We start from the raw sequence: 14,866 nt of genomic DNA on the forward strand, positions 1-14,866 counted from the left end.
AATATCCGCTGCCACATCGGCAATATTTCGAAATACCGCCCTCCCCGGATCACCCTAGAAACAGGCAATGATTTTGACGTGATCGGCTCAAATCCGGGAGCATGATATGAAGGCGCCTGTTGTTCGAAGAGTCGCCGGACCCGCAGCAGGCTTCTTTGTGGCAGCGGTCGCCTATTTCTGTTTCTGGCCAGTGCCGGTGGAGCCCGTGTCATGGGTGGCCCAGGTTCCGCCCGGCTACGTCGGCGCGCACGCACCGAACCACCTCCTGTCCGGCTTGCGCAGAATCGACATCGGCACCGAGCATGGCCCAGAGCACATGGCAATTGGGCCTGACGGCAAGCTCTACGCAGCCATGACAAGCGGCAACCTGGTACGCATGAATCTTGACGGCGCAAAGCAGGAAGTTTTCGCCAATACAGGCGGGCGGGTTCTCGGGTTCGCCTTCGATGCTGGAGGCCGGATGGTCGTCGCCGATGCGATGAAGGGACTTCTTGCTATCGACTCCGAGGGAGGCGTGAGCCTGCTGACAGACCGCGTCAGTACGAATGATCCGATTGTCTATGCCAATTCCGTCGCTACGGGACCGGACGGCACCATCTACTTCACCGAATCCTCAACGCGCTTTGCTCCCGCCGACTGGGGCGGGACGTACGAAGCGAGCGTGCTCGATATTATCGAACAATCCGCAACCGGCCGGGTTCTGGCGTTCGATCCGGCGAGCCGGCAGGCAAGGATCGTTGCCCACGGACTGTCGTTCGCCAATGGCATCGCCCTTTCGTCGGACGGTCTGAACCTGTTCGTCAACGAAACGGGCCGATATCGGATCTGGACGATCGATGCACGGGCGAATGACATAGATGTCCAGAGTGGCTCGCCGCAAGCTCGCATATTGCTCGATAACTTGCCAGGCTATCCGGACAATCTGCTGCGGGGACGCGATGGGCGCATATGGGTGGGCCTTTTCAGGCCGCGCAATCCGGCGGCGGATTCACTCGCCCAGAGGCCGTTCTTTCGCAAGATATTACTGCGCCTGCCTCGATCCTTCCTGCCGACCGGCAAGCCTTACGGACATGTTTTTGCCATAGACGAAAAGGGCAACGTTGTTCGGGACCTTCAGGATCCCGATGGCACCTATCCAGGAACGACCGGCGCCACCGAGACTGCCGATCGTCTCTATATCCACAGCCTGTCCGCGCCGGCGATCGGGTGGGTGCCGCGCTGATTGCCTGGTTTTCCGGGCGGAAGGTCGAGCGGAGGCGCGGCCCGCCGATCCTGGCCATTGATCTTAGCAAGCCCGCCGCAGCCGCGGTGGTCATCAACCCTCAAAGGAGAGTTCCATGTCCATGAAGACTGTCATAGCTGCCGCTGCCATTGGGACGGCAAGCATCGCCTCATCGGCATATGCCGCCGGCGTCCCCTCCGTCGTCCTCGTGCACGGGGCCTGGGCCAATGGATCGAGTTGGGCGCAGGTGGTGCCGCTCCTGCAGGCGAAGGGGATCAACGTCGTGGCTGTCCACAATCCTTTGTCTTCGTTCGAGGCTGATGTTGCCGCGACCCGCCGCGTGATCGTCGACCAGCCAGGGGACGTCATCCTCGTCGGACATTCCTATGGTGGCGCCGTGATCACCGAAGCCGGCAACAGCAACAAGGTTCGGGCGCTGGTCTATGTGGCGGCTTTCGCACCGTCAAAGGGCCAGTCCATTAACGCGATCGTACGCCAGGCGCCGGAGCCGCCGGCATGGCAGAAGGAAATCCATGCCGATGCGACCGGATTTCTCACATGGTCCGCGGAAGGAATGGCACGCTACTTCGCTCCCGATATCTCACCCGCTGCGGCGGCATTGCTGGCCGCCACCCAGGCGCCGCTGTCTGCCGTTGCATTCGACGGTAAGGTGACATCCGCAGCCTTTACCCAGAAGCCGAGCTGGTCCGTCATTTCCGACAACGACCAGATCATCCCGGCAGGCCTTCAGCAGGCCTTTGCCCAGACGATGAAGGCGACGACGGTCCATGTCGCCTCAAGTCACGTGCCGATGCTGTCGCAGCCGCAGGCCGTGGCGGATGCCATTCTCGCGGCGGTTGAAGGGACGCGGTGAACGGCCACCGGCGATCCGACAATCCCAGTCAGTGGGCCACACGCCCCACTGACTGGCACTCGGGTTGCCGCCGCAATCCATGCCCCAAAAGCGCAATCGCTTTCAAACAAAAAGCAACATTGGCAAAGAGCACTTCCACTCAACCCAATAGGCTACCGGAGAAGAAAGCACCGCCCCAACCATGACGTCAACTCAATGTGACGTGGAGAATATCATGAAAAACGCCAGTCAGGCCGAAAAGCAGCTTGGGCTTCGCATCCATGCAATCGCCTTCGTTCCGAGCATCATTGTGCTTGTCGTCATCAACCTGTTCACCGGGGCGCCCTACTGGGTTCTCTGGGTGCTGCTGGGCTGGGGGATCGGGCTTCTCGCGCACTGGCTGTCCGTTCGCTATCAGACCGCGGGCAAGCGCGAAATTCCCTGACGCGCACCGACGGCAGGCAGGTCGCCGGAGAAGACATGCCGCGTCCATCTCGGCCGGTGACCGGTTTCCCAGATACAGGAGATGAAACATGACCGTTTCAAACGATGCCGGAATCGTCCCGGCTGCTACCAAGGCCACGACCGACGAGACGTTTCATCCTGACGGTGGTTCCGTGCCTCGATCAAGAACGGGCAGGCTGACCTTACTGGCGCTGGCCTTGGGAACGTTCTGCATCGGCACCACCGAATTTGCCAGCATGGGCATCATCCAGCTTTTCGCGGGGAGCCTCGGGGTCGATCTTGCGACGGCGACGCATGCGATAACCGCCTATGCGATCGGCGTGGTGATGGGCGCTCCGATCCTGACGATAGCCGCCGCAAGGTTGAACCGGCGCACACTCCTTCTTCTTCTCATCGGCGTATTCGTTGCAGGCAATATATTGTCCGCGCTTGCCGACAGCCTGGCGTTTTTCGTCGCGGCACGGTTTATCAGCGGATTGCCGCAAGGCGCCTATTTCGGTGCCGGCGCCGTGGTGGCGTCATATGTCGTGGGTCCGGGCCGCTCCGGCCAGGCGTTTGCGATCGTCATGACCGGGCTGACCATCGCCACTATCATAGGGTCGCCGCTGGCCACGTTCCTGGGCCAAAGCGTCGGCTGGCGGGAGACCTATCTGTGCATCGCCACCCTCGGCCTGGTGTCATTCATCTCGCTTTGGCTTTTCGTTCCCCGCACATCCGCGCTCGATGGCGCCTCGATCGCTCATGAGCTGAGCGGTTTGCGCAAGGGGCGTGTCTGGTTGATGATGGTGGTCGCCGCGCTTGGAATTTCCAGCATCTTCGCCGTCTATACCTTCATCGCGCCGTTCGTGACCGATCTCGTGCTACTCCGGCCGGAGATGATACCGCCGGCCTTGGCTGTCTTCGGCGTCGGAATGACTGTTGGCAATCTCTATGGTGGTCGGCTTGCCGACCGGTATCCGAGGCTCGGCATCACTGCCGGCTACGGGTGTACCCTCCTGGTGCTTGTTCTGCTGGCCCTGTGGGGCGCCAACCCTTGGGTGTTTTTTCCGGCGATGTTCGGGGTCGGGGCGACGATGATGGTGGCCATCCCCACCATCCAGGTGAGATTGACAGCTCTGGCCCCGGAATCCACAACGCTGATGGGTGCTATGAACCTGGCTTCACTCAACGTTGCCAATGCGCTTGGCGCATGGGCGGGTGGCCTTACGATCGGTGCGGGGCTGGGCCTTCTGTGGACTGTCTGGGCTGGTTTCCTCCTGACCTCGGCGGGACTGGTCCTGTTCATCGTTGCGATGTCCGCAGATCATCGCCGGTCCGGGGGATGATGACGGTGATCGGCCGGTGCAAGAGCGCGATCGCGGGCGCTTGTCGCCTGCGAATATGGGAGTGACCATGAGACCCAGGGTTACATTGCACATGATGTCCAGCATCGATGGCCGGATCAATACGGTGGGCTGGCCGGTGTCGGCGGATTGCCACGACGCCTACGAGATGCTGCACCGCGACCTGCGCAGCGATGCGTGGCTTGTCGGCCGCGTTACGATGGCGGAATTCGCACTTGGCGAAATGCGCCCGATGCTCGCCGACAGGATTTATCCACGCCAAACCTGGAAAGCGGCCGCGGCAGGGATGGCCCCCTATGCCGTCTATCTCGACAGGTCGGGCTGCCTGCATCTCAACCGTGAGCGGGTAAACGGGGATGCGCTGATAGCGGTCCTGACAACGAATGTATCCGACGATTACATTGCGGAACTGCACAGGGATGGCATCTCCTATATTTTCGCCGGCGATACGGAGCTCGACCTTCATCGCGCACTCCACATCCTGCGCACCGAATTTGGCATCGAAACGATCCTGCTCGAAGGCGGGGGCGCGATCAATGGCGCCTTTCTAAGGCGAGATCTGATCGACGAAGTCAGTCTTCTGATCCTGCCAATCGCCGATGGCAAGCCGGGCGTGCCGACCACCTTCGACCACAATATCGCCGGTGCGCGTCCCCTTGAGCTGATCTCGGTGAACATCCTCAGAGGTGGACTATTGCATGTGCGTTATCAGGTCATGTCTGCAGACCATGCCCCCGGCGGGCGGGCAGTCGCCCCACCCGCTTCATAGCCTGACCGCACGGCGCGGCTCTCAACATCGAAAGGATGGCAACAAATGACACTCAAGGATATTCTCCCCGGTCGGCTGGGGTTCGGCACTGCACCCCTTGGCAACATGTTCCGCGCGATCCCGGAGGAAGAGGCATTCGAGACTGTGGAAGCGGCCTGGAACGACGGGATCAGGTATTTCGACAATGCCCCTTTCTATGGGGCGGGCCTCGCCGAAATCCGCATGGGCGAGGCGCTCGCGAACAAGCCGCGCGACGAATATGTGATCAGCACCAAGGTCGGCCGGCTGGTTCTCGACGAAATCGAGGACGTCAGCGACAGTGGCTTCGGAGAAAACGGAGTCTTCAAATACGGCCGTCGCAACAAGGTCGTTAACGACTATTCGGCCGACGCGACGATGCGCTCCATCGAAGGTAGTCTCGAACGATTGAAAACCGACCGGATCGAGATCGTCTGGGTGCACGACGTTGCGCAGGATTTCCATGGCGACGAATGGCTGGGCATTTTTGAAAGCGCACGTCTCGGCGCCTTTCGGGTGCTGGATCGCTTGCGGGACGAAGGTGTCATCAAGGCCTGGGGCCTGGGCGTCAACCGGGTGGAGCCGATCGAATTGCTGCTCGGCCTCAAGGAACCACGTCCGGACGGCTTTCTTCTCGCGGGCCGCTACTCCCTGCTGGATCACGACCGCGCGCTACAACGCGTCATGCCTGTGGTCGCGGAACGGGGCCTCGGGATCATCGTCGGCGGTCCCTACAGTTCCGGCGCGCTCGTCGGCGGCCCGAACTTCGAATATTCACCTGCTACGCCGCAGATCCTGGACAAGGTGGCAAAGATCAGGGCGATCGCGGACCGCCACGGAGTCAGCATGAAGGCCGCCGGCCTGCATTTCGCTCTCGCGAACCCGGCCGTGGCCGGCGTCATTCCGGGGGCCAGCCGACCGGAGCGGATCGCGGAGGACAGCGCTGCCTATGCCGAAATGGTGCCGGTGGCCTTCTGGCGTGACCTGCGCCACGCCGGTCTCGTCAATCCCGATGCTCCCGTTCCTGAAACGAATTGAACCGATCTCGCCGGCCGGGTGGAGAGCCGTTCCGTCACTCTAGTCATGGCACTGCCGATCGAAGGACAGAACATGTTTGCCGCACGGCATAGATCTCGAGGCCGCTTTTCCCTGGTGACAGGTCTCGCCATCTGGCAGGCAATCCAGGCCACATCTGTCCAGGCTCACGTCAAGTGGTTCGCACCATATATCGTAGGCGCACCGCCGGCACCCGTCAGCCTTACCTTGTCCAATGAATGGTTCTGGCTCGGAATTGGGTTCGTCGTCGTGTTTTTTGCCGTGGCGCGTGCTTTCGAGCGCAGCAGGTTCGGGGACCCGCCGGTGAAGGATCGCATTCGACGTACGCAGCTTCTCAAGTTCCCTTGAGTCCGATGCGTTGCTGTATGAAAGGCCATCGCCCATTCCAAGCGCCGCCAACATGTATGTCGCTAGGTCCGTGGCTCGCTGCAAATCCGAACCCATCACACCGCCTGATCCATCGTGCATGGTCCCAAGGATCACCTCTTCGGCCGCGCGTCCGCCCAGAAGCATCGAGATCTCGTTGAGATATGATTCCCGGCTCCTCTGAAGGCGGACATTGCGAATCCATGAGACGAATGCCGTGTTCCCGCTCCTGTGACTGTGGAACCGCTGCACGGTCACCAGATCAGGCCTCCCAATCCCGAGCGACATTCCAACGACAGCATGTCCCGCTTCATGTACACAAGCCATCCACCGGATCTCACCCTCGATAGGCACCGGCCTCGGCAGGATCGCCTTTATGTCGTCGAGCGTGACAGTGCTACGTCGTTTTCTGGCATTCCGTCGCGCATCGCGCGCGAGCTGTGCCAGTTCGGCTCCGGCATAGCCAAGGTTGCCGACATCGATGACGCTGTGGCCGCTTATCGGAGCAGCATTGATATCAAGACGATCGTGGACAGGCTTGGCGTCAGCATGCCGACAGGACAGCAGATCATCCGCATGGGAGTCCTGACTCCGATCTACGGCACGGAGAAGGACATGAAGGCGAAATTCTCGGAGAATGCAGTCAACAAATTGCTGGACGATCTCATGCTCGATCTGGAAGAGCAGGACGAAAATGATGACATCGTCTCCCTCGACTACGCTTTCAAGCGAGCCGGCTGTCGGATCTCGGACATCATCGTGGGAATGGTCAACGGAGGAATCGCGAAGCGCTACCTCTCCAAGGATCCCACGAAGATCGGGTTCGCGAGACTGCTCGTTAGCCTACGCGAGGTGAAGGCGGAATTCGCTCCCGAATCTCCCGGCCTGAAACGGCATGAATTCGCGCGGACGCTTGGTCTCGATCGCGCGACGGCGATGGCATTCTTCGAATCCGGTTTCTTCAAAATCGGCCATTCGGAGGGCAGAGTTAACCGCCGAGCCCACGATACCGTCACCCAGGAATCGTTCGACGCGTTCTTCCGCGAACATGCGAGTTTGGCCGAACTTGCCAGGGGCTGGATGCAGCCGAGTAAACTGCGGACGGGTCTGACCAGGGCATCTATCCTCCCGGTCTGGGCTTGCCGGGAACGCAGGATCGCAACCTTCTATCGACGATCTGACGTAGAAGCCTACCGCGGCAGAAATTGTTAAGTCTGTCCTCGACATCCAGAACATTCGAAGCCCCGGCACCAAGTGCCGGGGCTTTTTTAGGCGACTTTCGCTGGACGTGCTTAAAAACCGTGTCGGATCTGAGAGCGCTATCGTGCCAAATCAGCGGGTATGTCTGGAAAAGCACCATTGTTTCGAAACAACAATTTTCGAAACCGTGACTTTTCTCAGTGGTCTGCTCACTGAGCAGCCTGCGGTGATGAGTCACTTTTCCCAACGTTAGGGGGCATATCGCCCCCTAAAAAGAGTCACTGAGTTCAAAACCCATGATTTCCAGAGCGTGGTACGAAGCAGCTCTGGAGTTCCACCCGCGTACAGACGATCTTCAACCCGATCGGGGAACAACTGTCTCGGAAGCCAGGACGACACCTCTCCGCCTTGTTCTATCAGTGAAACGCCGGAGCCTCTGTCGTGAGTACCTCGAGTGATCTGCGAAACTCAGGCGTGGAGATGAAGTCGGTGGCCCTTCTTGTTGAAGAAGGTGAATCAATGGTTGAAGTGTTCAAGCCGCCGTCTGAACCGGGAGGAGTTTGAGGAGCTGGCGGATAGCCGTCAAGCCGGATCGTCCGGACGATATCCTCCGAAAGCCAGGGCATCGACAGGCGGTAACCGGTGCCGAACAGGATGGCGTCCACATTGGCGCTCGTCCCGTCGCGGAACCAGACGGTGTGACCGTCGATTCGCTCGATCCAGGGCTTCACAGCGATGCGCCCCTCCGCCACCGCCGGCAGAAAACCCTGCGACTGCGAGATGCCCGCCACAAAGGCATTGCCCTCCGGCCTCCGCGCGCCGAACTGGTCCGGGGAACCGGCCACCTTGAGGACCTTCATTGTCAGCCCTTCGGCCAGCATGTCCGGCGGCAACACGCTTTCCATCAGCACGGCGGCCCGATTGAACATCACGTGATCCGTCGGCACCCCGGCGATGATTTTCGGCAGGATATAGCGCTGCCGGCGGTTGGCGGAGATCACCTGGACCGCACCGCCGAGCGCGATGTCGGAGGCGATCTCCAACGCACTGATCGAGCAGCCGGCGACAAGCACCCTACGCCCACGATAGCGCTCCGGGCCGTTATACTGGGCGGTGTGGGCGGCGCCGAGAGTTCCGGCGAAACCATCGAGGCCTGGTACTGCCGGCAGGTCGGGCACGTTCTGCCGCCCAGTCGCAACGACAACCCGCTGGAAGACCTCGGAACGTTCCTCGCCGTCTTCGGTCGAACGGATCAGCCAGCCATTGCCGGCCCGCTCCAGCCGCTCGACCCGCGTCTTCAGTCTCAGATGTGGCAGCAAGCCAAAGGTGAAGGCGTAACGTTCGAGATAATCGAGCATCTCCTCCTGCCGCAGATAGGCGGCGCTTTCGGAGGCGTGTTCGAGATCTGAAAAGGCAGTCATCACGCGGCTGGTATTGGTGCGCATGCCAGGCCAGATTGCGCTGGCGGCCGAGGCGGAATTCCATTGGCCACCGAGGCGGCACGAGGCCTCGAAGATCACGGGCACCAGCCCCCGGGCGATGAGGAAGCGCGCGGCGGCGAGGCCGGCGGGACCGGCGCCAATCACGGCGACGGTGTTTTCAGGCATTTTGACATGGTTCTTGGTGGACATCGGCTTGCTCCTTGTTCGATGGGAGCGCTTTAGCCAGTTCCGCGAACGTCGTTTCCTAAAAGCTCATTAAGTCGCGCGGGGGGAATCCTAAAACCTGCCTAACTGCGCTATGAACCTGTCCAAGGGGGACGTTCGATGTTCGGGGACGAAATCGCAGGCTTCATAGAAAGCCCGGTGATGCAGATCATCGGCAGTTCGAACGCCGCCCGCCGACCGGAGATCGGCCGAGCCGTGGGCGCATGGATGTCCGCCGGAAGTGATACCATCGACCTCGTGACCTCAGCCTGGCAATGGCCCGAGACCGTTGCCAATCTGCGCGAAAACGGAAAAATTGCCGTCACGTTCGCCCGGCCTTCGGACTACGTCTCCTATCAACTGAAGGGACAGGCCACCATTCGGCCCGCCGAACCGCACGAGGTGGAGCGCTCATCCCAATACATCGTCTCGATCGTTTCGACGCAGATGAGACTTGGGCTGCTGCCGGAACTGATCATGCCGGTACTTTCCAACCGCGACCCGATGCTGATCACGATGCGCGTCGCCTCTGTCTTCGTCCAGACGCCCGGCTCGCGCGCCGGCGAACGTGTCTGGAGCACGACCCCATGACGCCGATCAAGCTGACCCTGGCCGATCTCGAAGCCTGTTTCGAAGGCGTGATCCCTTCGATCATTTCGACGGCGGACGCCGACGGTCTGCCGAACATTTCCTATCTCTCGCATGTCGCCGTGGTCGACGATCGGCATGTGGCACTCTCCAACCAGTTCTTCGCCAAGACCGCCGCCAACATCCGCCTGAACCCGCATGCGATGCTGCTTCTGGTGGATGCACGCAATTCTGCACAATACCGGCTGGAACTGGTCTTCGCCCACACCCTGGAGGCGGGACCGCTGTTCGAGCACATCGCGCTGCAGATCGACGCAAGCAGTGCCCAGGTCGGCATGGCGGGCATCATGAAGCTGCGCAACCTCGACGTCTTCCGCGTCGTGAGCATCGAGCCGATCCCCTCCCAGGTCCAGACCGCCGAACCCCAAATGCCGAAACGGAACCGTTTGGCTGGAGCCGCAAGGATTGCCGAAGCGATCGCTGCGGAAACGGACGCGGACGGCATCATCGATGCCATGTTGGAAGGGTTGCGCACCGAGTTTGGCTTCGAGCACAGTTTGTTGCTGCAGCTCTATGAAGAGCGCAACCAGCTCATCACCATCGGCAGCATGGGCTACGTCCCGTCCGGCATCGGCTCCGAAATTCCCGTCGATGAAGGTGTGATCGGCGCGGCTGCCGCCGGTGGGCATCTCGTCAAGCTAAGCGACATGAGCCGCATCCGCCGTTTCGGCGCGGCAGTGCGCGACTCCTCCGCCGACGAAAACCGCACGCGGGCAATCCCGCTCCCCGGCATGCCGGAGGCGATGAGCCAGATCGCCGTGCCGCTCGTCGCCGCGGGCTCGGTGCGCGGCGTCCTCTTCCTCGAGAGCCGCGACCGCATCGCCTTCACCAGTGACGACGAGGCGGCTCTTTCGATGATTGCCAGGCAGGCAGCCATGGCATTGGCCCTGAGCGAAAAGCTTTCACTTGAAACCGAACCGCAACGGACGGTCCCGGCCCAACCTTCGACGTCTGAAAAGACAGTGCAAGTTGTCCACCATCGCTTCGATGACAGCGTTTTCATCAATGGCGATTACGTCATCAAGGGGGTCGCAGGCAGGCTGCTCGCCTCGATGCTGGAACAGCACCAGCAAAGCGGCCGTCTGGAATTCACCAACCGCGAAATTCGGCTCGACGCTGCGCTGAAACTGCCCGACTTCAAGGACAATCTGGAAACGCGGCTGTTGCTGCTCCGCCGCCGGCTGGACGAAAAGCGGCTGCCGATCCGGCTGACCCGCCTTGGCCGTGGCCGGATAGGCCTTTTCGTGGAAGGCCAGCTACGGTTCAGCAAGGACGTCCTATGAAGGGCTTGGAGGATAGGAAGTCGACTTGTAGGGCCCCGCGAAATCATCGTCAAAAGTGAGCCCCGGCAGCCCCTGCCGGGGCTTTTTCTTGCTCATTGAAAGTTGAGAATGCGAAATCGCGACTGACCTAACGGGGGCATAAGGAGTCTACAGAAGGGAATTCGTGATTTCACCTATTGAAATAAAAACATTTTTTCAGAAACAATGACTCATCACCGCGCGCGTCCTAAAGGCCGAGGGCGGTAGGAGCTGCTATCTCAGCACCAGCCGCCCTTGCCGACGCCCGGCCGCTTGGCCAGGCCCTCGTTGACGAGGACGTCGGCGAGCGAGCGGCCATTGCGGGTGACTTCGCGCAGCTTATGGCCTTCGACCTCGTCCTCGTTGCCCTGCCAGGTGACAAGTTCGAACGGACCGGAATCGAGGAAGGCCCGCACCCGCAGCTCCGCGTCGCTCGCCTTGATTCGCTCCGCCTCGCAGCGCGGCTTCTTGATGTCGGGCACCTCGATGCCAACCAGCCGGATCTTCTGGCCATGGAATACGAAACGATCGGCGGCGGTTACGCAGTCGTCTTGCTTGGCCGATCCGCACAGATAGAATTTCGCCTCATAGGCGCCGGCAAGGTTCTCGTTGCTCTTCGGCGCCTCGGCAGCCTTCTGGATCTCCTCGAGAATCGGCTTGCCGATCGGCGCCGGCGGGATGATCGCGGCGGTGTGACTCTGGTCAGGAGCGACCGCAGGCTTTGACGTGACCGGTCGGTGCGACGGGCCGGAACTTGCCTCGACGGATTTTGCCGGCACCGGTTTTGCCGCGACCTGGGCCGGTTTTCCCGAAGTCAGGCCGGCAACAAAACGCCTCGTTGCCGCGGAATTCTCGTAAAGCGCGATGCCGCCGGCCACCACCGCCAGCGCTCCGAGCCAAGGCCAGAGCGTCGAGCCGGAGCCTGACGACCGCTTGGGCGCGCTTCTGCGCCGAGAACCGGATTTGCCGCGCGTTTGAGCCATGACGATCTCTCCTGTCGAATCGGAGAAAGTATCGTGGGGAAGGATTGCCGAAAGGTTTCAGGAGGAGCGATTCAGTAGTGGAAACGGCATTGGAGGATGATCAGCCGCGGCTGATCATTGCCGTTCTCCACGCGGTAGACGAGCCGGTGTTCCTGGGTTATTCGGCGCGACCACTGCCCTTTGAGCTGATTGCGCAATGGCTCAGGCTTACCGATGCCCTCGAACGGGTGCCGCAATGTGTCCCTGATCAACTCGTTGATCCGGACGACCATTTTGGGGTCGGTCTCCTGCCAGAAAATATACTCGCGCCAGCCCTCCGGCTCCCAGACGAGCAGGTAGGCTTTCCCTGAAGGCATCAATCGGCCTTCTTGTTGGGGATATAGTCCTCAGGTTCGATAAGGTCGTGCACGATCAGCTTCGAGCCGTCATTGACGTTGGCGATCGCCTCTATCAGCCGCGTCGCATTGGCGGGCGTCGACATCAGATGCAGCGTCTCCAGCATGCCCTCGTATTCGTCCTTGTCAATCAAGATGGCCGATGGCTTATCACGGCGCATGATCTCGATCGGAGCACGGTCGTTCGAGACTTCATCGAGGAGGCTAGCAAGCTCCTGGCGGGCTTGGGAAAACATGACGGTGCGCATGGGCGGCTCCTCATTACCTGTACAATAAATAGTACAAGTCTCTATCGAAGTCAATTTGGACTACCCCGCCCGGCCCGTCGCCAGCGCCACTGCCCAGTCGGCGCGGCCGTTTTCGGCGGCAAGGCGCGACATCGCCAGATGGTCGTAGGTCACGTTGCGGAATTGCGGTATCCAGCCGGCGGAGGTCTTTTCCAGGATCGCGTAGGACGCCATGGTGTGGCCCGTTTCCACCTTGTGGAAATGCGGCGTGTCATCGTCATAGGCCGGGCAGCCGACGCTGCCGGGATTGACGATCAACCGGCCGTCGGACAGTTGCACCGCCCGCGGAATATGGCTGTGGCCGCAAAGGATCAGCGGTTGCTCGATGCCGTCAGCCAGCGCCTCGATCTCCTCCAGCGGCTTCAGAAAGACATGGCCTTCGCTCGATACCTGCTCGAGCCAGTAAACGTTGTCCGACTGCGGCGTCGCGTGGCAGAGGTAGGCCTCGTCCCGATAGACGGTGCTGAACGGCAGCTTGCGCAGCCATTGCAGGTGGCGCGGCGCCAATTGCGAAAAGGCGTGCACTTCCCAGGAAGGCATCGCATCCGCCGGATTTTCGATCAGGTAGCGATCGTGATTGCCGCGCACCGTCAGCGTCGCCATCGTATCGAGAAGTAGCAGCAGGTCCGCGGTGCGCCCGGCTTCGAGGGGTCCGCTCAGGCAATCGCCGAGATTGACGATGTCGGTGATGCCTTGCGCATGGATATCGGCAAGTACCGCTTCGAGCGCTGCGCAATTCCCATGAATATCGGCGATTGCGGCAAAGCGCATCAACTCCCCCGATAGGTGGAATAGCCGTAGGGCGAAAGCAGCAGCGGCACGTGATAATGGGCCGTCGTGTCGGAAATGCCGAAACGGATCGGGATCACGTCGAGAAAAGCCGGTTCCGTGAGCGCCACGCCGCGGGCGCGAAGATAGTCTCCGGCGTGGAAGACCAGCTCGTATTCGCCGACAAGAAAGGTCTCGCCGATCAGGATCGGCCCGCCGTCGACGCGGCCGTCGCTATTGGTGACGACCGTCTTGAGTTTTTCGCGTGTCTCGCCGCTCAGCCGGTAGAGGTCGATCGACAACCCCTCGGCCGGTTTACCGCTGGCGGTGTCGAGCACATGGGTGGTGAGTCCGGTCACAGGCTGGGCTCCGCGATGAGATAGGGGGTATCGAAGAACGCTTCCTCGTAGTTCGCAGAGGTACTGTCCCTGTCCACCACCAGGAAATCACTGACGACGCCGATCGCCATCAACGGATGATGCCATGAATTGGGGAAATAATTGACGCCCTGATGCGGCTGCACGAGGAAAACCTGCGGTTTGCCCGGCCGTCCGCCTTCGTCATCCGAAACAGCGATCAGGAACGGCTGGCCGGAGATCGGCGAAAAGCTCTGGCTGGCGAAAGGATGTCGCTCCATCATGGTGATCGCGTAAGGGAACTGCCGCGGCTTGCTGCGGAAGATGCTGAAGATCAGCCGCTCCGGCTCGCCGATCACGACGGGCTCGGCGAGCGCGTGATAGCGTTCGGTCGTGCCGCCATTGATCAGCCGCATGCTCGCCGGATCGGCCTCGATGACATCGCCGAAAGATGCGAAGGCTTCCTTTGTGAGGGGGAGGATTTCAAGATATTCGGTCACGTCATTCGCCTTCATCATTCGCCCTGGGCACGCCAGTTGCGCAGGGAATCGAGCTGGGACAGAAGCTCGGGGATCATCCGGTCCACGGTCAGCCAGACCGTATCGATATCCAGGTGAAAATATTGATGCGCAATACGGTTGCGCATGTCGCGAATGTCTTTCCACGGGATCTCCGGATGCTCGACGACGAAATCCGGAAAACGCTCCATGAGCTTGGTCGCGCATTCGCCGATCGCCATGATGTTGGCGATCACCGCATCCTGCTTGATTTCATCAAGCCGGAAGGCCTCGCGATCCAGGCCAGAGACATATCTGACGGCCTTGTTTCCAGTGACGACCATCCGATCGAGATAGGCTTCGAGACGCTCTGCACTCATATCGCCAACGCTTCCGCGACGATGCGTTCGCGGATCTTGGGCGGAAAATCTCCCGGAACCTTGACATCCACCGGGACGCCCAACGCTTCTTCGAGATCTCCCTGAAGTCCGCCGAGCGTGAACAGCGACGTGGTCGGCGACGGATCGACTAGGATATCGAGATCGCTGTCGGACCGGTCTTCGCCGCGCAGCACTGAGCCATAGACGCGAGGATTGGAGACCTGCCGGCGGGCAACGATCTCGCGTATGATATCCCGGTTCTTCTCCAGCACTTCCGACGGTCTCATGGCGGCGTCACTCCTAGTATCGCCAA

The 14,866-nt window shown here is 60.8% G+C and carries 19 protein-coding genes; 9 read left to right on the forward strand and 10 right to left on the reverse strand.

Translation table 11 applies throughout. The features are described 5' to 3' along the window. Window positions 1–106 precede the first annotated feature (106 nt). From RG540_RS13370 to RG540_RS13395, 6 genes are all read left to right on the forward strand, one after another. Entirely contained in the window at window positions 107–1,222 is a 1,116-nt protein-coding gene (locus RG540_RS13370) for an SMP-30/gluconolactonase/LRE family protein (RefSeq protein WP_051909399.1), read from the forward strand. Between the two features lie 115 nt (window positions 1,223–1,337). Further along, on the forward strand, window positions 1,338–2,096 hold the full coding sequence (locus tag RG540_RS13375; protein WP_038588698.1) for an alpha/beta fold hydrolase: 759 nt from the start codon (window positions 1,338–1,340) through the stop codon (window positions 2,094–2,096). 214 nt (window positions 2,097–2,310) lie between these two features. Next, window positions 2,311–2,520: a 2TM domain-containing protein gene (locus tag RG540_RS13380; protein ID WP_038588701.1), complete on the forward strand. Its 210-nt coding sequence runs from the start codon at window positions 2,311–2,313 to the stop codon at window positions 2,518–2,520. Between the two features lie 88 nt (window positions 2,521–2,608). Further along, entirely contained in the window at window positions 2,609–3,865 is a 1,257-nt protein-coding gene (locus RG540_RS13385) for an MFS transporter (protein ID WP_038588704.1), read from the forward strand. 67 nt (window positions 3,866–3,932) lie between these two features. After that, on the forward strand, window positions 3,933–4,652 hold the full coding sequence (locus RG540_RS13390) for a dihydrofolate reductase family protein (RefSeq protein WP_051909402.1): 720 nt from the start codon (window positions 3,933–3,935) through the stop codon (window positions 4,650–4,652). A 45-nt stretch (window positions 4,653–4,697) separates the two neighbouring features. Further along, window positions 4,698–5,708 (forward strand): aldo/keto reductase, encoded by a 1,011-nt coding sequence (locus RG540_RS13395; protein ID WP_038588707.1) that lies wholly within the window; start codon window positions 4,698–4,700, stop codon window positions 5,706–5,708. A gap of 39 nt (window positions 5,709–5,747) precedes the next feature. Here RG540_RS13395 and RG540_RS33600 read toward each other — a convergent pair whose 3' ends face one another. Beyond that, complete coding sequence (locus RG540_RS33600) at window positions 5,748–6,419, reverse strand: M41 family metallopeptidase (protein ID WP_080724937.1); 672 nt, start codon at window positions 6,417–6,419, stop codon at window positions 5,748–5,750. Between RG540_RS33600 and RG540_RS13405 the strand changes: the two genes are divergently transcribed. Continuing rightward, the gene (locus tag RG540_RS13405; RefSeq protein ID WP_162182805.1) at window positions 6,393–7,304 is read left to right on the forward strand and encodes a hypothetical protein; all 912 of its coding nucleotides are present in this window, start codon (window positions 6,393–6,395) and stop codon (window positions 7,302–7,304) included. The two genes, RG540_RS33600 and RG540_RS13405, sit on opposite strands and share 27 nt — an antisense overlap. Before the next feature lie 404 nt (window positions 7,305–7,708). Here RG540_RS13405 and RG540_RS13410 read toward each other — a convergent pair whose 3' ends face one another. Beyond that, window positions 7,709–8,923, reverse strand: a complete 1,215-nt coding sequence (locus tag RG540_RS13410) for a flavin-containing monooxygenase (protein ID WP_244446564.1) — start codon at window positions 8,921–8,923, stop codon at window positions 7,709–7,711. Between the two features lie 135 nt (window positions 8,924–9,058). On the opposite strand from RG540_RS13410, the gene RG540_RS13415 reads away from it, so the two are divergent. Next, entirely contained in the window at window positions 9,059–9,529 is a 471-nt protein-coding gene (locus RG540_RS13415; RefSeq protein WP_038588716.1) for a pyridoxamine 5'-phosphate oxidase family protein, read from the forward strand. Next, window positions 9,526–10,869, forward strand: coding sequence for a GAF domain-containing protein (locus RG540_RS13420; RefSeq protein WP_046600964.1), 1,344 nt, complete (start codon window positions 9,526–9,528; stop codon window positions 10,867–10,869). Before RG540_RS13415 ends, RG540_RS13420 begins: the two co-directional genes overlap by 4 nt. Before the next feature lie 257 nt (window positions 10,870–11,126). On the opposite strand, the gene RG540_RS13425 is transcribed toward RG540_RS13420, so the two are convergent. From RG540_RS13425 to RG540_RS13460, 8 genes are all read right to left on the reverse strand, one after another. Next, window positions 11,127–11,870 carry a hypothetical protein gene (locus RG540_RS13425; RefSeq protein ID WP_038588719.1) on the reverse strand — a complete coding sequence of 248 codons (744 nt, stop codon included), beginning with the start codon at window positions 11,868–11,870 and terminating at the stop codon, window positions 11,127–11,129. A 71-nt stretch (window positions 11,871–11,941) separates the two neighbouring features. Further along, entirely contained in the window at window positions 11,942–12,226 is a 285-nt protein-coding gene (locus RG540_RS13430; protein WP_038588722.1) for a Txe/YoeB family addiction module toxin, read from the reverse strand. Next, window positions 12,226–12,513, reverse strand: a complete 288-nt coding sequence (locus RG540_RS13435) for a type II toxin-antitoxin system Phd/YefM family antitoxin (RefSeq protein WP_038588724.1) — start codon at window positions 12,511–12,513, stop codon at window positions 12,226–12,228. Before RG540_RS13435 ends, RG540_RS13430 begins: the two co-directional genes overlap by 1 nt. Window positions 12,514–12,573: 60 nt before the next feature. After that, window positions 12,574–13,323 carry a metallophosphoesterase family protein gene (locus RG540_RS13440; RefSeq protein ID WP_038588726.1) on the reverse strand — a complete coding sequence of 250 codons (750 nt, stop codon included), beginning with the start codon at window positions 13,321–13,323 and terminating at the stop codon, window positions 12,574–12,576. After that, complete coding sequence (uraH, locus tag RG540_RS13445) at window positions 13,323–13,679, reverse strand: hydroxyisourate hydrolase (protein ID WP_038588728.1); 357 nt, start codon at window positions 13,677–13,679, stop codon at window positions 13,323–13,325. The genes RG540_RS13440 and uraH overlap by 1 nt, the downstream gene beginning before the upstream one ends. Next, window positions 13,676–14,176, reverse strand: a complete 501-nt coding sequence (locus tag RG540_RS13450) for an ureidoglycolate lyase (RefSeq protein ID WP_038593765.1) — start codon at window positions 14,174–14,176, stop codon at window positions 13,676–13,678. Before RG540_RS13450 ends, uraH begins: the two co-directional genes overlap by 4 nt. 14 nt (window positions 14,177–14,190) lie before the next feature. Beyond that, window positions 14,191–14,553, reverse strand: a complete 363-nt coding sequence (locus RG540_RS13455) for a HepT-like ribonuclease domain-containing protein (protein ID WP_038588729.1) — start codon at window positions 14,551–14,553, stop codon at window positions 14,191–14,193. Further along, a complete protein-coding gene (locus tag RG540_RS13460; RefSeq protein WP_038588732.1) occupies window positions 14,550–14,840 on the reverse strand; it encodes a nucleotidyltransferase family protein in 291 nt (96 codons plus the stop codon). Before RG540_RS13460 ends, RG540_RS13455 begins: the two co-directional genes overlap by 4 nt. Window positions 14,841–14,866 lie beyond the last annotated feature (26 nt).

Source organism: Neorhizobium galegae bv. orientalis str. HAMBI 540 (assembly GCF_000731315.1).
Classification (GTDB): domain Bacteria; phylum Pseudomonadota; class Alphaproteobacteria; order Rhizobiales; family Rhizobiaceae; genus Neorhizobium; species Neorhizobium galegae.